The sequence below is a fragment of the Rheinheimera sediminis genome (assembly GCF_004005375.1).
In the GTDB taxonomy this organism is placed as follows: Bacteria; Pseudomonadota; Gammaproteobacteria; order Enterobacterales; family Alteromonadaceae; genus Pararheinheimera.
Genome location: NZ_RZUF01000003.1, coordinates 108,640 through 128,477, shown reverse-complemented (window position 1 = coordinate 128,477; position 19,838 = coordinate 108,640). Strand labels below are relative to the sequence as shown.

The 19,838-nt window shown below is 47.0% G+C and carries 18 protein-coding genes; 13 read left to right on the top strand and 5 right to left on the bottom strand.

The window, feature by feature from the left end:
* The first annotated feature begins 136 nt into the window (after nucleotides 1-136).
* The 7 genes from gmk (at nucleotide 137) to EMM73_RS02700 (ending at nucleotide 7,300) form a co-directional block, all read left to right on the top strand.
* Nucleotides 137-769 (top strand): guanylate kinase, encoded by a 633-nt coding sequence (gene gmk, locus EMM73_RS02730; protein WP_127684925.1) that lies wholly within the window; start codon nucleotides 137-139, stop codon nucleotides 767-769.
* Between the two features lie 48 nt (nucleotides 770-817).
* Nucleotides 818-1,093 (top strand): DNA-directed RNA polymerase subunit omega, encoded by a 276-nt coding sequence (gene rpoZ / locus EMM73_RS02725; protein WP_127684924.1) that lies wholly within the window; start codon nucleotides 818-820, stop codon nucleotides 1,091-1,093.
* 108 nt (nucleotides 1,094-1,201) lie between these two features.
* Entirely contained in the window at nucleotides 1,202-3,325 is a 2,124-nt protein-coding gene (gene spoT / locus EMM73_RS02720; RefSeq protein ID WP_127684923.1) for a bifunctional GTP diphosphokinase/guanosine-3',5'-bis pyrophosphate 3'-pyrophosphohydrolase, read from the top strand.
* Nucleotides 3,326-3,330: 5 nt separating this feature from the next.
* Entirely contained in the window at nucleotides 3,331-3,723 is a 393-nt protein-coding gene (locus EMM73_RS02715) for a RidA family protein (protein ID WP_127684922.1), read from the top strand.
* 39 nt (nucleotides 3,724-3,762) lie between these two features.
* A complete protein-coding gene (locus tag EMM73_RS02710) occupies nucleotides 3,763-4,560 on the top strand; it encodes a substrate-binding periplasmic protein (RefSeq protein ID WP_127684921.1) in 798 nt (265 codons plus the stop codon).
* Nucleotides 4,561-4,671: 111 nt separating this feature from the next.
* Complete coding sequence (recG, locus tag EMM73_RS02705; RefSeq protein ID WP_409994297.1) at nucleotides 4,672-6,846, top strand: ATP-dependent DNA helicase RecG; 2,175 nt, start codon at nucleotides 4,672-4,674, stop codon at nucleotides 6,844-6,846.
* 40 nt (nucleotides 6,847-6,886) lie between these two features.
* The gene (locus EMM73_RS02700; protein WP_127684919.1) at nucleotides 6,887-7,300 is read left to right on the top strand and encodes a VOC family protein; all 414 of its coding nucleotides are present in this window, start codon (nucleotides 6,887-6,889) and stop codon (nucleotides 7,298-7,300) included.
* Here EMM73_RS02700 and rarD read toward each other — a convergent pair.
* The 3 genes from rarD to EMM73_RS02685 all read right to left on the bottom strand — a co-directional run bounded on the left by rarD (nucleotide 7,285) and on the right by EMM73_RS02685 (nucleotide 11,270).
* Nucleotides 7,285-8,193: an EamA family transporter RarD gene (rarD, locus tag EMM73_RS02695; RefSeq protein ID WP_127684918.1), complete on the bottom strand. Its 909-nt coding sequence runs from the start codon at nucleotides 8,191-8,193 to the stop codon at nucleotides 7,285-7,287. The genes EMM73_RS02700 and rarD overlap by 16 nt on opposite strands.
* Nucleotides 8,194-8,481: 288 nt before the next feature.
* Nucleotides 8,482-10,155: a methyl-accepting chemotaxis protein gene (locus EMM73_RS02690; protein WP_127684917.1), complete on the bottom strand. Its 1,674-nt coding sequence runs from the start codon at nucleotides 10,153-10,155 to the stop codon at nucleotides 8,482-8,484.
* 626 nt (nucleotides 10,156-10,781) lie between these two features.
* Nucleotides 10,782-11,270, bottom strand: coding sequence for a thioesterase family protein (locus tag EMM73_RS02685; RefSeq protein WP_315851033.1), 489 nt, complete (start codon nucleotides 11,268-11,270; stop codon nucleotides 10,782-10,784).
* Nucleotides 11,271-11,363: 93 nt separating this feature from the next.
* Between EMM73_RS02685 and recQ the strand changes: the two genes are divergently transcribed.
* Both recQ and EMM73_RS02675 read left to right on the top strand, forming a co-directional pair.
* Complete coding sequence (gene recQ, locus EMM73_RS02680; RefSeq protein WP_127684916.1) at nucleotides 11,364-13,163, top strand: DNA helicase RecQ; 1,800 nt, start codon at nucleotides 11,364-11,366, stop codon at nucleotides 13,161-13,163.
* Between the two features lie 88 nt (nucleotides 13,164-13,251).
* Nucleotides 13,252-13,509 carry a hypothetical protein gene (locus tag EMM73_RS02675; protein ID WP_127684915.1) on the top strand — a complete coding sequence of 86 codons (258 nt, stop codon included), beginning with the start codon at nucleotides 13,252-13,254 and terminating at the stop codon, nucleotides 13,507-13,509.
* Nucleotides 13,510-13,560: 51 nt separating this feature from the next.
* Here the strand turns inward: EMM73_RS02675 and EMM73_RS02670 are convergent, their stop codons facing one another.
* Nucleotides 13,561-13,815, bottom strand: coding sequence for a c-type cytochrome (locus tag EMM73_RS02670; RefSeq protein ID WP_261373308.1), 255 nt, complete (start codon nucleotides 13,813-13,815; stop codon nucleotides 13,561-13,563).
* 242 nt (nucleotides 13,816-14,057) lie between these two features.
* Between EMM73_RS02670 and EMM73_RS02665 the strand changes: the two genes are divergently transcribed.
* From EMM73_RS02665 to EMM73_RS02650, 4 genes are all read left to right on the top strand, one after another.
* Nucleotides 14,058-15,506 carry a protein adenylyltransferase SelO gene (locus tag EMM73_RS02665; protein ID WP_127684913.1) on the top strand — a complete coding sequence of 483 codons (1,449 nt, stop codon included), beginning with the start codon at nucleotides 14,058-14,060 and terminating at the stop codon, nucleotides 15,504-15,506.
* A gap of 10 nt (nucleotides 15,507-15,516) precedes the next feature.
* On the top strand, nucleotides 15,517-15,828 hold the full coding sequence (locus EMM73_RS02660; RefSeq protein WP_127684912.1) for a hypothetical protein: 312 nt from the start codon (nucleotides 15,517-15,519) through the stop codon (nucleotides 15,826-15,828).
* Nucleotides 15,825-18,707 (top strand): EAL domain-containing protein, encoded by a 2,883-nt coding sequence (locus tag EMM73_RS02655; RefSeq protein ID WP_127684911.1) that lies wholly within the window; start codon nucleotides 15,825-15,827, stop codon nucleotides 18,705-18,707. Before EMM73_RS02660 ends, EMM73_RS02655 begins: the two co-directional genes overlap by 4 nt.
* A 127-nt stretch (nucleotides 18,708-18,834) precedes the next feature.
* Nucleotides 18,835-19,422, top strand: coding sequence for a YkgJ family cysteine cluster protein (locus EMM73_RS02650; protein ID WP_127684910.1), 588 nt, complete (start codon nucleotides 18,835-18,837; stop codon nucleotides 19,420-19,422).
* Here EMM73_RS02650 and EMM73_RS02645 read toward each other — a convergent pair whose 3' ends face one another.
* Nucleotides 19,423-19,812 (bottom strand): hypothetical protein, encoded by a 390-nt coding sequence (locus EMM73_RS02645; RefSeq protein ID WP_127684909.1) that lies wholly within the window; start codon nucleotides 19,810-19,812, stop codon nucleotides 19,423-19,425.
* Between the last annotated feature and the right edge of the window lie 26 nt (nucleotides 19,813-19,838).

Sequence of the window (19,838 nt, the reverse complement as noted above, 5' to 3'; positions counted from 1 at the left end):
CTGTTACCATAGCAGCACAACTAGGACGTATTTACGATACTCTCTGAGACAGATCACTGCGAAAAAACCTATCAGCTGTTGGCAGCACAGTGGCGATACGGCTAAAATCGCCTTTTGATTGCAGAAGGTGGCAGGCATGCAAGATTTATTAGGTAACTTATTTATTATTTCAGCACCAAGCGGGGCAGGAAAATCCACGCTGATCAATGCGCTGTTAAAGCAACATGCCGATATGCAACTGAGTGTGTCTCATACCACCCGCTCACCACGCCCGGGCGAGACCAATGGCGTGCAATACCATTTCACTGATGTTCCAGCCTTTAAGCAGCTGATTGAACAAGACCAGTTTATTGAATGGGCAGAAGTGTTTGGCAATTATTACGGCACATCCAAGGCCGCTCTGGCCGATAAGCTGGCGCAGGGTATTGATGTGTTTTTAGATATAGACTGGCAAGGCGCCCGTCAAATCAAACAACAGCTGCCTTTTGTCACCAGTATTTTTATTCTGCCGCCCAGTGTGGACGCTTTAGAGCAACGGCTGAATCAACGAGGTCAGGATAGTGCAGAAGTTATTGCCGGCCGCATGGCGAAAGCCCGAGATGAAATCAGCCATGCCGATGAATACGACTTTTGGGTGGTGAATGATGATCTGGAACTGGCACTACAACAGTTTTCCGGCATTATCCAGACTCAGCGCTTAAAACAGCAGAAGCAGGCGATACGGCAACGGAAGTTAATTTCTAGCCTGTTGGCGAACGAAACGAAATAGAGTAGACTATGCGGTCTTTATTCAGACCCAGATTAACCGGAGTGGCAGATGGCTCGCGTAACAGTTGAAGATGCAGTAAATAAAATTGGTAACCGCTTTGATTTAATTCTGGTGGCCTCACGTCGTGCCCGTCAGTTAGCTGTTGAAGGCAAAGAGCCAATGGTTGATCCAGAAAACGATAAGCCTACTGTGGTTGCCTTACGTGAAATCGAAAAAGGCTTTATTACTAACGGTATCCTGGATCAACAAGAACGTCGTGAACAGTTACAGCAAGAAGCGTCCGAAATGGCTGCAGTAGCAGCAATCATCGGTTCCGACGAATAATCTGAACTTCTACCCTCTGCCAACGGTATCCGGCCGTTGGCAATAGTTTGAAATCCAAGTATATTCAAAGGAACACGCCAAAGCGTTGTGCGTATTGGGGAGTTTCGGATGTATCTGTTTGAAGGCCTGAAAAATCAAATCAGTGCTTACCTGCCAGCTGAGCAGGTCGTTCTGGTGCAACAGGCTTATGTTGTTGCCCGCGACGCGCACGCGCCACAAATTCGCTCCAGCGGCGAACCTTATATTACTCATCCTGTAGCCGTCACCAGTATCCTCGCCGAAATGCGGATGGATTATGAAACCTTAATGGCTGCGTTACTGCACGATGTCATTGAAGACACGCCGGTCAGCAAAGAAGACCTCACCCGAATGTTTGGCGACACTGTGGCTGAACTGGTGCAGGGCGTAAGTAAACTCGACAAAGTTAAATTTAAAGATATCAAAGAGTTCGAAGTTACTAACCTGCAAAAAATGTTTATGGCGATGACGCAGGATATCCGCGTGATCTTAATTAAACTGGCCGACCGCACTCATAATATGCGTACCATAGGTGCCCTCAAACCAGAAAAGCGCCGTCGTATTGCCCGTGAAACTTTGGAACTCTATGCCCCTATCGCCAACCGTTTAGGTATTCATAATATTAAAAACGAACTGGAAAACTGGGGCTTTCGCGCTTTGTATCCAATGCGCTATCGCGCTCTGGAATCTGCAGTAAAGCAAGCCCGTGGCAATCGCAAAGAAATTATTGAAAAAATTCAGTCGGAAATTGAGCAGCGTATTAAAGCCGCTGGTATTGAAGCGGAAGTCGCAGGCCGTGAAAAACATCTGTATAGCATCTATCGCAAGATGAAAAGCAAAGAGCTGATGTTTAACGATGTGATGGATATTTACGGTTTCCGGGTGCTGATTAACAGCATAGACAACTGTTACCGCGTCTTGGGTGTAGTGCATAACCTGTTTAAGCCTATTGAAAGCCGCTTTAAAGACTATATTGCCATTCCAAAACAAAACGGTTACCAGTCTTTGCATACGTCCCTGATTGGTCCACACGGTATTCCGGTGGAAATTCAGATGCGTACCCGTGAAATGGATGAAATGGCCGACAAGGGAATAGCAGCCCACTGGTCGTACAAAGGTGCGGGCGAAAACAAAAATACCACAGCGCAAATTCGTGCTCAGCGCTGGATGCAAAGTTTACTTGAGCTGCAACAAAGCTCGGGCAATACCTACGAATTTGTTGAAAACGTAAAATCTGAGCTCTACCCGGATGAGCTGTATGTATTCAGCCCTAAAGGCCAGATTGTTGAATTACCTATTGGTGCCAATGCGGTCGATTTTGCCTATACAGTGCATACCGACATAGGCAATAAGTGTGTCGGTGCCCGGGTTGATCGTAAACCTTACCCACTGAATAAACCTTTAGAAACTGGCCAGACGGTAGAAATTATTACCAGCCCTGGTGGTAAACCTAATGCCAACTGGCTGAACCATGTAGTCACCAGCCGTGCAATCTTAGGTATTCGTAACTACCTGAAAAAGCAGCAACTGAGCGAAGCTGTAGGTTTGGGCCGTCGTCTGCTGACCTCTGCTTTGGGTGACGTTAAACTGGAAAATATTCCATCAGAACGTATTGAGCAGGTACTGCAAAGCACTACGCAAAAATCGCTGGATGAATTGCTGGTTGAAATTGGTTTAGGTAATCAGCTACCTATAGCTGTAGCGCGGCGTTTAATGGGTGGTTTTGATTCAGGCGAAGAAGCTTTGCCTGCAGAAAATCCGGCCAACCAAAAAACCAAAGCTTTTATTATTGGCTCTGAGGGGATGTTACTGACCTTCGCCAAATGTTGCCGCCCTATTCCGGGTGACGAAATTGCCGCCAACGCAACGCCAGGCAAAGGCCTGAACGTGCACCGAGTGGAATGCCGTAATATTCGAGGCTGGGAGAAAGAGCCGGGTAAATACTTCCCAGTGAAATGGGATAAAACCGGCGATAAACAGTTTTTATGCGATATCAGGGTCTTTATTGTCAACCAACCTGGCGTATTGGCCAAACTGACGACAGTGATAGCGTCACAGGATTCGAACATTCAGGACTTGTCGACCGACGACAGAGATACAGGTGAATACGTGATTAAAATCACCTTGTCGGTGCGTGACCGGATTAATTTAGCCAACGTCATGCGCAAAATTCGCGTTGTACCTGAAGTACTTAAAGTTTACAGAAGGAAATAGTTGTTATGTCAAAAGTGATCATCAGTACAGATAAAGCCCCTGCCGCTATTGGTACTTACAGTCAGGCCGTTAAAATTGGCACTACTGTGTATTTATCTGGTCAGATCCCTTTAGTTCCGGCCACTATGCAGATGGTGTCAGAAAACTTCGCTGAACAAACCCAGCAGGTGTTTGAGAACCTGGCTGCAGTGTGCCAAGCCGCGGGCGGTAGCTTAAACGATATGGTCAAAGTGAATATATTTCTGACTGATCTGTCTAATTTCGCGACCGTTAATGAAATTATGAGTCGACATTTCAGCGCGCCATACCCAGCCCGCGCCGCAGTGCAGGTCAGCGCTTTACCCCGTGGCGCTCAGGTTGAAATTGATGGTGTCATGGAAGTGCCCTCAACAAATTAGCCGGTATTTTTCTTGCTCCCACCAGAGAAGGCAAACTGAGTGACTAAAATCCTGTGTTGTATTTTACTGCTGATACTTCCTCGTATTGCAGTTGCAACTGATACACCAGTTCTGATCTGGTGTTTGGATCACTTTGCCCCCTCTCATAGCTATGAACCAGGCAAAAAACCTTATGGTCCGTCAGTAGACTTAATGCAGGAGCTGGCAAAACGCGCAGCCTTCCAGTTGCAGTTCAGTCCAAAAACACCATCAGCCCGCTGCTTTCGTCAAATGCAAACAGGTGAAGCCGACTTAATGAGTAACCTGAACGCGACCAAAGAAAGGGCTGAATTTATGTATTTGATGCCCTATTACGAGAGAGTTCCTGAGTCTCTGTATCTTCAGGCTAAAGATCCACGGCAAATCCGCAGTTTTAACCAGCTTGCCTCTTTGAGTTTAGCCACCGTAAGGGACTATACCTACCACCCTAGTCTGATGTCTTTGATTAAAAGCTCCAAACGTCATATTGAAATTAGCAGCATAGAAACAGGTTTTGAAATGTTGCTGCGTGGTCGTATCGATGGATTAATAGTACCGACTCAAAGCTCCTTAGAAGTCATAGCCGATGATCAGGAGCTGCATTACCAGTTTAAAAGAGCTCAAGTTGATTTCTCAGTGGTAGAAAAACGGTTTATTCATATAGGTTTATCTAAAAAGAGCAAACATCTGGCACTCAAAAGCCGGATTGAACAAGCTATAGAATCTATGGTTCAGGATGGCACTGTAAAAAGACTCTACACCTTAGAAGCTGTGCACCAAGGCCCTATTTATCTGGCGGAGCCACAACCTCAACAATAGCCCTAAGGCAAAGCGGCAAAAGCAGATTGGCTATGCCTGACGGCCACGAAAGGTTAAACTGCTTTGTATCAACTCCTTGGCTTTTCAAAACTGCTCTTAGTTTAAGCGACAATTCAGCAGCAAAAAGCGCAGCCCCCTCTGTCTTCAGCACTTACAGAGGAGTGGGAAAAGCAAAGGCAGCTTCACCTACGAAGGGATCACATTTTGACAGTTACAGCACTGGATAGCCTATCCGTCAGCCAGCTGAAAGGCGTTGGCGCCAAAGTCAGTGAATTGCTGCACAAGCTAGGGATTCAGAGTGTGCAGGATTTGCTGTTCCACTTGCCTCTGCGTTACGAAGACCGCACCCGCCTTTACCCCATAGCAGACTTATGGCCACAACAAACAGCCACAGTGCAGGGTGAAGTGATCAGTAGTGAAATTACCTTTGGTAAAAGACGCAGCTGGCTGGTGTCCATCCGCGATGGCTCAGGTCATTTAACCTTACGTTTTTTCCACTTTAATGCAGCCCAAAAAAATGCCGTTACACCAGGCGTTACCTTAAGAGTCTTTGGCGAAGTAAAAAGGGGGATGCGTGGCTTTGAAATGATGCATCCGGAATACAAGGTGTTAAAAGAGGGGTTGGAGCAAGAGGTGGCTGAAACTCTGACTCCTGTCTACCCTAGTACAGAAGGTTTAAAACAAAACAGCTGGCGCAATTTGACAGATGCCGCTTTGCAAGTGCTGCAGCGTAGCAGCCCGACTGAATATTTAGCACCTGTCTTGGGTCAGAACAGCTGGTCCTTGTCTGATGCGTTATTTTATCTGCACAGACCACCGCCAGATGCCTCGTTACAACTACTTGAACTCGGTCAACATCCGGCGCAGCAGCGGCTGATTTTTGAAGAATTAGTAGCGCAGCAATTGTCTATGCTGCAATTACGCCAGCAATGCAGAGTGCAGCAAAGCCGTAGTTTTGTGGTGGACGAAACTCAAAACCAAGAGTTTTTAGCAGCTTTGCCTTTTGCGCCAACTGGCGCCCAGCAGAGGGTGATTAGCGAAATCCGCCATGATTTAGCCCAAAGCGAGCCTATGTTACGTTTAGTACAAGGCGACGTGGGTTCGGGTAAAACACTAGTCGCGGCTTTGTCTGCTTTAACTGTGTTGAGCCGTGGTGCTCAGGTGGCACTGATGGCGCCAACTGAGCTGTTAGCCGAGCAGCATGCCAACACCTTTAGGGCATGGCTGGAACCTCTGGGCTACCAGATAGCCTGGTTGGCGGGTAAAGCCTCAGTCAAACAAAAACAGCAACAACTGGCTGCTATTCAAAGTGGCGAAGCCAAAATGGTGATAGGCACTCATGCCTTGTTCCAGCAACAAGTACAGTTTCAGCAACTGGCCCTGGTCATTATCGATGAGCAGCACAGATTTGGTGTGCATCAACGTTTAGAACTGCGTGAAAAAGGCGCAGACACAGGCTTTTATCCACATCAACTGGTGATGACAGCCACTCCCATCCCCCGAACCTTAGCCATGACAGCTTATGCGGATCTGGATACCTCGATAATCGACGAGCTGCCACCAGGCCGCACTCCTGTCACTACAGTGGTGTTGCCAGACAGCAGAAGAGCTGAAGTGACAGAACGAGTGCGTCAGGTAGTGCAACAACAAGGCCGACAAGCCTATTGGGTTTGTACCCTGATAGAAGAGTCAGAGCAGCTGCAATGTCAGGCGGCAGAAATAACTGCGGTCGAACTCACTGCCGCCTTACCAGATTTACGTATAGGCCTGGTGCATGGCCGTTTAAAAGCGGCTGAAAAACAACAGGTGATGGCCGCTTTTAAAGCAGGTGAGCTGGATTTGTTGGTGGCGACTACTGTGATTGAAGTGGGCGTTGATGTACCCAACGCCAGCTTAATGATTATTGAAAATCCAGAACGTTTAGGTTTAGCCCAGTTGCACCAGCTCAGAGGCCGGGTCGGTCGTGGCAGTGCAGTATCCCATTGTGTTCTGCTTTATCATGCACCTTTATCGCCAACAGCTCAGGCGCGTTTGGCTGTGCTTAGAGAGAGCAATGATGGTTTCGTTATAGCACAACGTGATTTGGAAATTCGTGGCCCAGGCGAACTACTGGGCACCAAACAAACGGGCCAGGTCAGTTACCGTATTGCAGATTTAAGCCGGGACGCTCAGTTAATCCCGGCAGCTCAGCAAGCCGCGGCTTTGCTCTGGCAGCAGTATCACCCCAACTGCGCCCCTCTGATCCGTCGCTGGTTGGGCGTGCGGGAGATCTACGCTCAAGCCTGATGGCGTGCAGACAGAGAGCGACTCAACAAAGGAGCGGTTTATGTTCCACATTTTACAGCTGGACCATGTCGTATTAAGGGTCAACAACCTGCAGCTGATGCTGGATTTTTATCAGCAGGTATTAGGCTGCAGTTTAGAGCGGCAGGAAACTGACTTAGGTTTATATCAATTAAGAGCAGGTCAAAGCCTGATTGACTTAGTGCCCGTCGAACAGCCACTTGGACAACTAGGTGGCAAAGCACCAGGCGCAGAGGGCCATAATATGGACCATTTATGCTTACGTATTGAGCCCTTTGACCCACAAGCTTTGCAGCTGTATTTTCAACACAAAGGCGTAACAGCAGGGCCAGTTGAATCTCGTTATGGTGCCGAAGGTAAGGGTCCTTCGATTTATATTCAGGACCCCGAAGGCAACACCATCGAAATTAAAGGTCCGCCCTATTCAATAACCTGAACCATTGGTTTTTTCCGTAATGCCAGATAAGCGTCTAGCGAGTAGACGATCAGCGCCAGCCAGATAAAACCAAAGGTGACCAGCTTAGCGCTGGTTAGAGTTTCGTTGTATAACCAGACACCAAACACAAACATAAAACTTGGGCCTATGTACTGGAAAAAGCCCATAGTCGACAGTTGCAGCCGTTTAGCAGCCGCTATAAACAACAATAAAGGCACAGTAGTGACAAAACCTGCAGCCATCAGCCATAAGTTCAAACTCCAGCTGTTTTGACTCAAATCAGCAGCGCTGCTGTCGGCAAACTGCCACCAGTAGTACAAGGCCAAAGGCAATAACAACAAGGATTCAATAAAAAGTCCGGTAATGGCATCTATCGCCAGCTTTTTACGGAATAAACCGTAAAGCGCAAAAGTACTTGCCAGTGTTAAAGCTATCCAGGGCACTGAACCAAAAGTCACCAGCTGGATCACTACACCTGTGGCGGCTAACGACAAAGCAAGCCATTGGAATTTACGCAAACGCTCACCGAGGAAAAACATGCCAAGTAATACGTTTAATAAGGGGTTGATGTAATAGCCCAAGCTGGCATCCAGCATATGATGGTTATTTACAGCCCAGATAAACAAGCCCCAGTTACCGCCTAAAATCAGCGAAGTCCCCAACAGAGCCAACACCAATTTCGGCTGAGCTAAAATCTGCTGTACTTTACCCCATTGCTGCATCGCAAACATAATCAGCATCAGCAATACAAAAGACCAGACGACTCTGTGGATCAGAATTTCCTGAGCTGGCACAAAATCAATGTGTTTAAAATAAAGCGGAGCTATACCCCACAAGGTATAAGCGCCAGCGGCAAAAGCGCCACCGAGTTTTTGTGCCGGACTTAATGTCATGAGTACCACCTTGTTCCGCAGCAAACTCTGCGTTATGAGGCGCGCATTGTACTGGATGAAGGCGGATTAAGTAACCTGAACTCGGGATAAGTAATGACATCTGGCGCAGGAATAAAAAATCTCGCCTTATTCGAATTAATTTGGCCGCAGTAAGCCTCAGCCAGTCAGCTTAGCAGCGAGTTTTCTGTCTTAGCCGAGCCAAATGCAGAGCACTGGCGGCAGATACACTAAAAAATCTGTGCATATGACTGCCACTACAGCCGTTTTTAGCAGTAGCTACTGAAGGCTTCAAACCACCTCTGGTAGCTGAAACCTTTTTACCGCACCCTCCAGGGTTTCAGCCATAGCAGTCAGTTGCTGGCTGGCGGCGGCGACCTGAGCGACCAAACCGGTATTGTGTTCTGCGGCCTGATGCACTGCGCCGACGCTGACATTAATCTCTTCAATAGCGCTACTTTGCTGTTCTGCCGCGCTGGCAATTTGCATGCTCATACCATGAACTTTATCAATAGAACTATTGACCTTTTGCATCAGCGAACTGGACTGCTCAGTCAAGGCAATAGCTTTGCCACCCAACTCACTACTCTGTTGCATTTTTAGCACAGCCTGATTTGCACTATGCCGGAAAGTACTAATCATATTCTCGATTTCAGTGGTTGAGGTTTGAGTACGCTGCGCCAGATGCCGGACTTCATCAGCCACCACGGAAAAACCCCGGCCCTGTTCGCCTGCTCTTGCAGCCTCAATGGCAGCGTTTAACGCCAGTAAGTTGGTTTGCTCTGCTATAGATTTGATCACCACTAACACAGCACCTATGCTTTCACTGTGTTTTTCTAACTCAGATAAAGATGCAGTACTCTCTGTCAGACTTTGCACTAACAACTCTGTACTCTGAGCTGCTTGAGTATTGATGCTCTGACTGGAGCTAGAATTTTTTGCAGCTTCTTCGCTGGCAGAATGAGTGGTAGCTACACTGTGCGCCACCTCGTGAGCTGTGGCTGACATCTCGTGCATAGCGGTGGCAATTTGTTCCATCTGCAAACTTTGCTGCTGTACGTTGTCTTGCACACCCTGGCTGCTTTCAGCCAAAACTCCGGCTGCACCAGTAACCTCAACAGTAGAACTTTGTACTAACCAGAGCAATTGCGCCAGATCTCTTCTGGTCTGCTCCATCAGTCTTAGCATGTCACCAATTTCGGCCGCCTCGTCCACAGCCACAGCGGTGCTAAGATTACCGCGTTGCAACTCTCTGAGTGCTCCCATAGCTTTATTCAAACCTCGTTGAATGGTTTTCCGGGTAGCTCGGCTTACCAGCACAGATATCAGTAACACCAAGACTGCAGCCACCACCACCTGTAACTCTAAGGAGCGGGTTTGCTGATCAATACTCTGGATCTCCGCTGACGTAAAGTTTTCGACATTATGCAGTAGCCTTTTGACGTCCTGTATCAGTTGTTGATCAATGGCGGCCAACCTGGTTTCCAACTCAACAGCCTCTTGCCCGGCACCGGTTTGCTGTATCAGTTGCTCTGCAACCAAAGTCCATTCGGAAGACATGACTTCAATGGCCCGCAACAATTGAATGTTGTTCTGTACCTGGAGTAGTTGTTGCTCTGTCATACTGGCTGAGGGTTTCAACAGAGACTGGGCTGCTTTTATAGCGTTGTTCAGTTGCTGATGATGCTGCTGAAACTCGGCTTTAACTTGCTGAAACTCATCCGCAGTCTGAGGCTGCTGCTTCGGCACGTAACGCAACTCCTTATGCAGTAGTAACTCCTGCTCATACTGCTGCTCCAACACCTGAGTCAGTTGTTCAATGGCAGGATTATCTCTATTCACCACCTCACTCAGATGTGTCTCAATCTTAGCCAGTTGTATAAAAACAAAAACCGTCATCGCTACCAGGCCTACACAAATAACGCTGACAGACAACATCAATCTTTGTTTTATCGACAATTGCATTGTGCTCCCCTTCTTCACAGAAATCTCTTTGGATAAAACGGCACACTTTGAGTGTGGGCCCGACTTCGAAAGTGGTGGTAAAAATACCAGCTTTTTATTTTGGCCAGACAAAACTCCACTTGAGCGCCCAGCTTGATTTTAGCGCCAACACCAAAAGGTTTCATTATTATCAATTTGTCTTATCTGTCAAGCCTGAACTGTTATCCTTATAATCAGTGCAGGTTACTTAAAAACACAAATCACAGCTGATCAGTTATAGCTGAAAGAGGAATAAAAGAAGGGAAATAATTTAACCAGAGCTCAGCTAATAAACCTGAGTTGGGGATAAGCGGTACCACTGAAGGCTTAATCTACTGATATGAATTCTTTTATCTATATGATTTATTCAGTTAAAGGCAGTCTGTTCGACACTCATTACCCTGAGCTCAGGTTAATAAATATCGACTGCAGCCAATTTAGCGAGCCAGATAAACCAAGTAAGTTCATTATTCCAAACAAGCTAAGCTTTAGCTGACTCAGTACACATATTTTATGGACCTTAAGGCGCCAAAAGCTATTCATTCAGGGACACAGTGTCTCCTACCCAGAGGTGCATTTAGCAATGCCTGCTCAGAACTTAGAGAGCTTCAACCCACCAGATAAGTACCAGTCCCCAAAGCTATATGAATACCCTGCTCGTTGTGCAACTCCATCCGGCAAACACACACCTTATTCCCAGTACGGATCACTTGTGCTGTGGCTATAAATTGCTGACCACGACCAGGACGTAAATAGTCAGTGCGAATATCTATGGTGCTCATTTTGCCGAGTTTTTCCGAAAGTTCAGCGTCAGCTATATCACCGAAACGGCTTAGGGCACTGGAGACGGCCATCAAGCCCCCTACTACATCCAACACTGAGGCAATGACACCGCCATGTAAAATCTGCTGCACCGGATTGCCGACCAATTGGCCTGCCCAGTCAAAACGCACTTCAGCTTGTTGTTCGTCAAAACGGGTGACTTTTAAGCCCAATAACCTGTTAAAAGGCATCTGATCAAAAGTATCGGCAATAAAAGGTAATAACTGATCGGCGTGCATGGCGTCCTCAACTTCACTGGTAAGAGCAGTATGCAATCTACTCCAGCAGAACCAATGACACAATGCCCAAGACAGCCTCTTCAGATTTGATTACAATGCGCCAGATTTTTCATAACGCAGCCTTGTCCCTTGCCACAACTATTGTTCGACACCTTAAAACAAGCTTTTGGTTACAGCCAGTTCCGTCATGGACAACTGGAGGTGATCCAGGCTTGCCTGAGCGGTCAGGACACTTTTGTCCTGATGCCTACCGGTGGCGGCAAATCGCTGTGTTATCAGTTACCTGCTTTGTTACTGCCTTATGTCACTGTGGTGGTCTCGCCTTTAATGTCGCTGATGAAAGATCAGGTCGACGCATTACAGGCCAACGGCATAGCGGCTGAATTTATTAACAGCAGCCAAAGCAGAGAAGAAATTCAGGATGTGATCAGGCGTTTACGAAATCAGCAGTTAAAGCTGTTGTATCTGGCACCCGAGCGTTTGTTGCAGCCAGACTTTATGTCGCGCCTTGCCGAAGTAGGTGTCAGTTTATTCGCTATAGACGAAGCACATTGTATTTCGCAGTGGGGCCACGACTTCAGGCCACATTACACTGAACTGGCGCAGTTAAAACAGTATTTTGCGCATGTGCCCATGATGGCCCTTACAGCTACGGCAGACCCTGCGACGCAAAAAGACATCAGCCGTCAGTTGAATTTACAACAGCCTTATGTCTCTATTGGTAGCTTCGACAGGCCCAATATCCGCTACACAGTACAGGAAAAATTCCGCCCGCTTGAGCAGGTGGTGAATTACCTGAAACAACAGGAGCAGCAAAGCGGCATCATTTACTGTGCTTCACGTCGTAAAGTCGACGAGTTGACCGAGCAATTAGCCAGCAAAGGCTTTCAAGTGGCGGCATACCATGCAGGTTTAACCAATGAGCAGCGCAACTCGGTGCAGGAAGCCTTTAAAAAAGATCAAATCCAGCTGATTATCGCCACAGTAGCTTTTGGTATGGGCGTTAATAAATCCAATATACGTTTTGTTATTCACTTTGAACTGCCACGTACCATCGAAGCTTATTATCAGGAAACTGGCCGTGCAGGCCGTGATGGTGTGCCCGCTGAAGCTTTGATGCTGGTGGACCCTGCAGATATAGCACGGATGCGCAGTTGGATCGAAAAAGATGAGAACAACAGCAGAACCGAAGTGGCGTTGCAGCGTTTTAACCAGATGGCGGCTTTTGCTCAGGCTCAAACCTGTCGACGTTTAGTGCTGCTGAACTATTTTGGTGAATCCAGCCAGAAGCCCTGCGGCAATTGCGATATTTGCGTAGATCCACCTAAACAATTTGATGCCACTGAGCTGGCACGAAAAGCCTTGTCTTGTGTCTACAGAGTGAATCAAAGTTTCGGTATGAATCATGTCATAGACGTATTGCGTGGCAGCCAAACCAGCCGCATTCACGAATTGGGTCACGATAAACTATCCACCTTTGCCATAGGCAAAGATCAGTCACACGACTACTGGCTGAGTATTTTGCGCCAATTGGTGCATTGTGGTTTATTACAGCAGGACATCAGCCAGCACTCGGTATTAAAACTACAGGAAGCTGCACGGGCTGTATTAAGAGCAGAGCAAAAGCTGCAACTGGCAGTACCACGTCTGGTGCAAACCAAGGCCAGCAGTAGCAGTAAAACTGCAGCACCACAAAACTATGACCGCAAATTGTTTGCCCGCTTAAAAGTGTTACGTAAATCCATTGCAGAGCGCGACGATGTGCCACCTTTTGTGGTGTTCTCAGACGCTACACTGATAGAAATGGCGCAAGCCTGCCCCACCAATAGCCTGGAGTTCTTAGCTATCAGCGGCGTAGGCCAGACGAAATTAGGCCGGTATGGCGCAGATTTTCTTGATTTAATCAGCGATTATTTAGCGGGTGATTAACGCTACATTGACACAAAAAACCATTCAGATTAACCTGCCGCCTCAACTACAACTTTAGACCCACCGCCACGCAGTAAAGGAAAAGCTTATGCAAAAACATGGATTTAGTTTTATTGCCATTCTGGCCAGCACAGTATTAATGACGGGTTGCAGTAGCTACGATAAACATCAGGCCGCCCAGGCTTTTCTGGAAGGCGCGACCAATAGCGCTGATGAAAGAGAAAAACAAGCAGAACAACTACACCAAAAGCCAGGTTCGTCTGTGCTTCCAGATGTGATAAACGGCTTTTTAAATGTGGGTTTGCAGTGGCTGGTTTCCTCAGAAGAGCCCGCAGATAAAAATTGATGCTTTAGATAGGCCGGCCACTTCCAGCGGCCGCCCAGCTGCACACAATGACTATTTCTTTGCAGGCAAATCAGCAAAATAGGCGGCTAAATCCAGAATATCCGCATCAGACAAACCTGCTGCCATAGGTGACATCACCGCATGTTTACGCTGACCATCACGGTAGGCTTTGATCGAGCTTTCCAGATACTTCACTTTTTGCCCTGCTAAGTTCGGGTAATCCGGAATCACAGACACCCCTTCGGCACCATGACAAGCAGCACAAACCGCAGCTTTGGTTTTACCCGCGACAAGATCTTGTGCCATAGCTGGTACAGAGAACCCGACTAAAACTAATATTATCAACGGCATAAATCGCATTATTGTGATTCTCCCTCATTATGGACTTTGGGTTTATTTTTTGTATCTTTGGTCCATTAAAGACCTAAGCTGTTGTTTATACAAGTCAGAGCGCAAAATACATCCAAAGTACGGCCTCAACAGCAGAAAGCGCTTGAGCTAAGCAGACACAGCAACCACAATAGGCCATCGCAGTTTTGGGATTGGTTATGTCACTTATTTTAAGTTCCACTTACGCCACACATTTACCTGACTTAGTCAGCGCTGTTGCTGTGACACCATTTGCAGAGCCCAAACTTCTGGCGTATAGCGCTGACACTGCAGCCTTGTTGCAGCTCCCCGCCGCGTTTTTTAGCCAAACAGATGCCGCTGACTATTTAAGTGGTAAAAAGCTGTTTGCCGGCAGCAGCCCTGTGGCACAAAAGTATGCAGGTCATCAGTTTGGTCACTACAATCCGGAATTAGGCGATGGCCGGGGTTTACTGCTAGGTGATGTAAAAGGAACTGATGGTACAAATTACGATCTGCATTTAAAAGGCGCAGGACGCACGCCTTATTCACGTTTTGGTGATGGCCGCGCTGTATTACGCTCCAGTATTCGTGAATTTTTAGCCTCCGAAGCTATGCATCATTTAGGTATTCCGACCAGCAGAGCTTTGAGTCTGGTCGGCAGCACCGAGCCTGTACAACGTGAAACAATAGAACAAGGCGCTATGGTGATACGGCTTTGCCCAAGCCATATCCGTTTTGGTCACTTTGAGCACTGTTTTTACACTGGTGATAAAAACCAGTTACAGCGGCTGATCGACTTTACAGTGCAGCAGCATTTCCCCGACTGCCTGAATGCCGCAAACCCCGCTTTGGCTATGTTGCAACAAGTGGTAGTGCGCACAGCAGAGCTGATTAGCCAGTGGCAAGCCGTGGGTTTTAATCATGGTGTAATGAATACAGATAATATGTCGATTTTAGGTCTGAGTTTTGATTATGGCCCCTATGCTTTTCTAGATGATTATCAGCCGGGTTATATCTGCAATCATTCAGACCATGGTGGTCGATACGCCTTTGATGAGCAGCCAGGTATAGGTTTGTGGAACCTCAACGCGCTGGCTCATGCCTTATCCCCTTTGATTGAAGTCGAAGACTTACGCTCGGCACTTGGTTTGTATGAGCCGACTCTGGTTAACCATTACATGACGCTGATGGGCAAAAAGCTGGGGCTGAGTACACAACAAGCCGCAGACCGTGCCTTAATAGGACAGTGGCTGGCACTATTGCAGCAACAGCAGCAGGACTACAGTTTAAGTTTCCGCCGTCTGGCTGATTTTAGCAATGATGCAACAGGGTCTTCTGTACGGGATCATATGCTGGATGTCGCAGCCTTTGATCAATGGGCAGAATTGTACCGCGCTCGTCTGTCATTGGAATCTGTTTCAAATGGTGAACGCAAAAGCCAAATGAATAGCGTCAACCCCTTGTATATATTAAGAAACTATTTAGCTCAACAAGCCATTGAAGCTGCAGAACAAGGGGATACTGGCCCCTTGTATGAACTTATGCAGGTATTGCAGAATCCCTATCAGCTACAAGCAGGTAAAGACGCTTTTGCCGCCCCGCCACCAGATTGGGGCAAAGGTATGGATATTTCCTGCAGCAGTTAATGGAAGTGCTATGAATCACAATGTCATCAACGGTTTTATAGTACAAATCGAGCCAAAACAGCTGCTGCTGACCCCTTTATGGCCTATGCGATTTGAACAAGTGCAGCAGTGCAAGCTTTGGTTTGTACAAAGCGCAATCCGAACCGGTACTTTGTCTTACGGCGCGGACAGGGTCGAATTAGGGTTGATTTTCGTTAATGAAACTTTTACATTTTGTTACGAAGACTACAGCGAAAGTTATTGGGTGACAGCTGACAGTGCAGGTAGCGCTATGTTACTGTCAGGTTTAGCTAAAGAATTCAGTAATTTGAGAATTGAATGAAGGAAAAACTGCAGCATGTATTAAAGCTCTGGTGGCTAATGCTGCTGATGTTTTGCGGCAACGTTTTTGCTTTTCACGCTCAGCTAAATCAATTTGATAAACAACTTAGCCGCCAAGAGTTAGGCCCTGCCCTATATTTTCAACAAAGCCACAAGGCTTTACCGCTGGAGGAACTGATTTTTGACCCAGAGCGGCACCATGCCTTTCGTCTGGTGAAGGAATATAAAAAATCTCTGCAAAGCGCCGATCAGGCATTATGGTTGTTTACCCGTTTAAACTACAAAGGTCAAACCCCTATTCAGACTGTGCTGCATTATGATTTTCCGCTGGCCGATCTGGTGCAAGTGTACAGCTACAATAGAGAAAAAAATGATCTGCAGCTATTAAGCAGCACAGGCGCTTCGGTGCCTTTTTATCAGCGCGCTCTGGCCTATCGCAGTTTTGCCTTTCCAATTAACTTTACACCTGGCCAGGAACTTGATCTCTTTATCAAAGTTCAGGATGCAGCCATAGCGCCTGTGCAGCTGACTTTATGGCAACACAACAACTTTGTGTTAGACCAGCTGTATAAGAATATTCTGGATGGACTGCTTTGTGGCGTTTTATTATTGATGGCGCTGTATAACCTGTTTTTATTTTTCTCTGCACAGCAACGGCTCTATTTGTATTATTCAGGTTTTTTCATTAATTGCGCTTTGGTTTTAGCCATTCTGAATGGCCTGGCCTTTGCGATGCTTTGGCCCAACTATCCAGAAATTAATCAGGCGATTTTATATGTAGCGGCCGGTGCAACTTACACCTGCCTGACACTGTTTATCTGGCATGTACGGCATCAGCAAGGCGGCATATTAGGGCGTTTCGGCTTTTATGTCTGTTTAGTCAGTGGCTTGTTATTGCTGTTCAGCCCTCTCTACGCCAGTAATCAACTGCGTTTTTGGGGTTTATTGGTGGTGACTGCATTGTGTTTAGGTATCAACAGCCTTTTCGCACTGGTGCATGCGATTAAAGGCGACCGTACCGCCAAAACCTTTGCTCTGGGCTGGGCATTTTTCTTCGGTTGTATCGTTGTATTGGCTCTGTCGCAAATAGGCTATTTACCCACAGGTCAGGCCTGGCAATACCTGTTGTTGATGGCCGTCATGGGCAGTATGGCACTGATGAGTTTCAGCTTGGTACAAAATATCAGGAGCGCCCAACAACAAAGCATAGATCATCAACGGCTGGCACATGCCCACTTGCAGCAGTATTACGACATTTATCACAACGCTGTGGAAGGCATGTTTACCAGTACCCTGCAGGGGCAATTGATCACGGCCAATCAGGCATTGCTGACGATGCTGGGCTATCAAAATTTACAGCAAATGCAACTGGACGTGTCCAAATCCGGTATGGCGCGTTTTTACGCCAACCCGCAAGACAGGGAACAGATGCTGAAACAGCTGCAACTAGGCGACAATAAAAATTTTGAAATCAGGGGGCTGCGCGCTGATGGTTCAGCATTTTGGGCTTTAATGTCTGCCAGGCTGGCACAAGGAGACAAAGCCCAAACTGCTTACGTGCATGGCTCTATAGTCGATATCACAGCCCACAAACAAAATACTGAACAGCTGGCTTATCTGGCCACTCACGACCCGCTCACCTCTTTGTACAACAGGCACTATTTTATTGGGCAGTTGGATTTGACGCTAGGCAGCGAACACAAAGCAACGCTGCTGTATCTGGATATTGATCAGTTTAAGCTGATCAATACCACTTGCGATCACAGAGCAGGTGATGCCTTGTTGTGCCAGCTCGGCAATCAAATGCAAAGAGTACTGGATAACAGAGGTATTTTAGCCCGGCTGGAAAGTGACGAATTTGTGGTGCTGCTGCCGCACGTACAGGGTAATGAAGCTTTTGCTATTGCCCGTCAATTGCTGGACACAGTGAAAGAATTTCGTTTTATCTGGCAGGACAGCGTGTTTAACATCAGTGTTAGTATTGGTCTGGCAGAAAACTCGGACGGCAATAGAAATTCTGAACATTGGTTAAAACAAGCAGACTCTGCCTGTTTTGTTGCCAAAGAAAAAGGCCGTAACCGTATTCATATGTTTAATGCCGATGATGAAGAGCTACAAAGGCATCAGTCTGAAATTCAGTGGTTAAAAACCTTACGTCAGGCGCTGGAACAAGATAACTTTGTGCTTTTTATACAGCCTATAGCTGCAATACAGCAGGCTCAACAGGGTTTGCATTACGAGCTGTTATTGCGTTTATCTTTGCCGGATCAGGGACTGATAGCACCGGGAAATTTCTTAAGTTCAGCCGAACGTTATGGTCTGATGCCGCAAATAGACCGCTGGGTGATCCGCAATTACTTCCGCTGGTTGGCACAGCAACCCGAGCATCTGGCAGAACTGAATTTAGCCAATATCAATTTATCCGGCGCTTCGTTAACAGATCCTCTGTTTAAAGCTTATGTCGCCTCCTTGTTCCGTGAATACCGCATTCCTTTTGCCAAGGTCTGTTTTGAAATCACAGAAAGTATGGCAATTTTAAATGTGCATCAGACACTGGATTTTATTTCTCACTTCCGCACTTTAGGCTGTAAGTTTGCTTTGGATGACTTTGGTAGTGGTTTTTCTTCTTATGGGTATCTGAAAAACTTCCCGATCGACTTTGTTAAAATTGACGGCAGTTTTGTCCGTGACTTGCTCATCGACCCATTTGATTGCGCCATAGTGCAGTCTATTCACGATATAGCCAGAGCTATGAAAATTCAAACCGTAGCCGAATACGTTGAAAACATGGAGATTTGTCACAAGCTGACAGAAATGGGAATAGACTTCGCTCAAGGCTACGGCATCGCCAAACCCCGCCCTCTTTATCAACAGGAATAAAACCAGCAACTACCCCCATTTTCAGCAGCAAAAGTATATTTTTTGCGCCCTATTGCTGAGTCTGATTCGCTGTCATTACAATAGCGCCCCGCCCCAGATGGGGTCTTGCTGTTTGTTCGGAGAACCTATGCAGCAGCTGCGCGAGACAGCCTCGACGTTAATGATCCTCAACGACGAAATTGCTCAGACTTACAGTAGTTACCAGAATGATCGCAAACTGTTTTGCCGCAGTGGTTGTGGTGAATGTTGTCTGCATCCTGGTATTGAAGCCTCAGTACTTGAAATGTTGCCTTTGGCACTTTATTTGTACGAACAAGGCACAGCTGAAAGCACACTCGAAGCCCTGCAACACCATGAGCTGGATGGCTGTTATTTTTATCAGGCCTCTTCAGAAGATCGTAAAAGTGGCCAGTGTGGTGTTTACCCCTACCGCCCTGCCGTTTGCCGTATGTTTGGTGCAGCAGGTTACCGTGGCCGCGAGGGCGAAGTCTTACTGTCAATATGCAAAGTGATACGTACAGATGAACCTGCTGCAGTGATTGCAGCAGAACAAAGCCTGACCAGTGTGATGCCGCCAATGATGATGAATCATAAAGCTCAAATTGCTCAGTTGGATTACGAACTCAGTAAGCAAAATATGCCTATCAAAGAAGCTACAGCTGCGGCTCTGGAAAAAGTACTCACCAAAGCCTGGTATGCCGACATGGCAGGCTGATTAAAGCCGCTGCAAAAATTGTTTGGCGTAACTCAGCGCTGTATCTGTGTGGCTAAAATGTTGGGGTTTATGTGAGTGCTGGTATTTCATTTCCAACAACTGTTGCTGAACTGTATTTAAACCGACAAAACAGCGCAGCACACAGCCATGTTGATCTTCCCAGGCACTAAAGGCTGTCATCATACTGAGCGCATCAGGTGTCGCCAGCTCCCAACCTTGCATATCCATAACCCTGGCCCACTTTTTTCCGGAAAATTCTTGTACCTGGGCTTTTAGATCCTCAATAAGTTGCTCTGAAGCCTCCTTGTTCCAGGCGCCCTGAATTTCACACAATAAAACTTCGCCTTGAGGTGTGACGCTGAACTTACCATGGGCAATAAAATCGGTCATAGCTGGTAACTCCTATTGGCTCTTTG

Excerpts from the sequence above, each read along its gene's own strand:
- gmk (WP_127684925.1), top strand. The coding sequence starts at position 137 with ATGCAAGATTTATTAGGTAACTTATTTATTATTTCAGCACCAAGCGGG.
- rpoZ (WP_127684924.1), top strand. The coding sequence starts at position 818 with ATGGCTCGCGTAACAGTTGAAGATGCAGTAAATAAAATTGGTAACCGC.
- spoT (WP_127684923.1), top strand. The coding sequence starts at position 1,202 with ATGTATCTGTTTGAAGGCCTGAAAAATCAAATCAGTGCTTACCTGCCA.
- EMM73_RS02715 (WP_127684922.1), top strand. The coding sequence starts at position 3,331 with ATGTCAAAAGTGATCATCAGTACAGATAAAGCCCCTGCCGCTATTGGT.
- EMM73_RS02700 (WP_127684919.1), top strand. The coding sequence starts at position 6,887 with ATGTTCCACATTTTACAGCTGGACCATGTCGTATTAAGGGTCAACAAC.
- rarD (WP_127684918.1), bottom strand. The coding sequence starts at position 8,193 with ATGACATTAAGTCCGGCACAAAAACTCGGTGGCGCTTTTGCCGCTGGC.
- EMM73_RS02690 (WP_127684917.1), bottom strand. The coding sequence starts at position 10,155 with ATGCAATTGTCGATAAAACAAAGATTGATGTTGTCTGTCAGCGTTATT.
- EMM73_RS02675 (WP_127684915.1), top strand. The coding sequence starts at position 13,252 with ATGCAAAAACATGGATTTAGTTTTATTGCCATTCTGGCCAGCACAGTA.
- EMM73_RS02670 (WP_261373308.1), bottom strand. The coding sequence starts at position 13,815 with ATGGCACAAGATCTTGTCGCGGGTAAAACCAAAGCTGCGGTTTGTGCT.
- EMM73_RS02665 (WP_127684913.1), top strand. The coding sequence starts at position 14,058 with ATGTCACTTATTTTAAGTTCCACTTACGCCACACATTTACCTGACTTA.
- EMM73_RS02660 (WP_127684912.1), top strand. The coding sequence starts at position 15,517 with ATGAATCACAATGTCATCAACGGTTTTATAGTACAAATCGAGCCAAAA.
- EMM73_RS02655 (WP_127684911.1), top strand. The coding sequence starts at position 15,825 with ATGAAGGAAAAACTGCAGCATGTATTAAAGCTCTGGTGGCTAATGCTG.
- EMM73_RS02650 (WP_127684910.1), top strand. The coding sequence starts at position 18,835 with ATGCAGCAGCTGCGCGAGACAGCCTCGACGTTAATGATCCTCAACGAC.
- EMM73_RS02645 (WP_127684909.1), bottom strand. The coding sequence starts at position 19,812 with ATGACCGATTTTATTGCCCATGGTAAGTTCAGCGTCACACCTCAAGGC.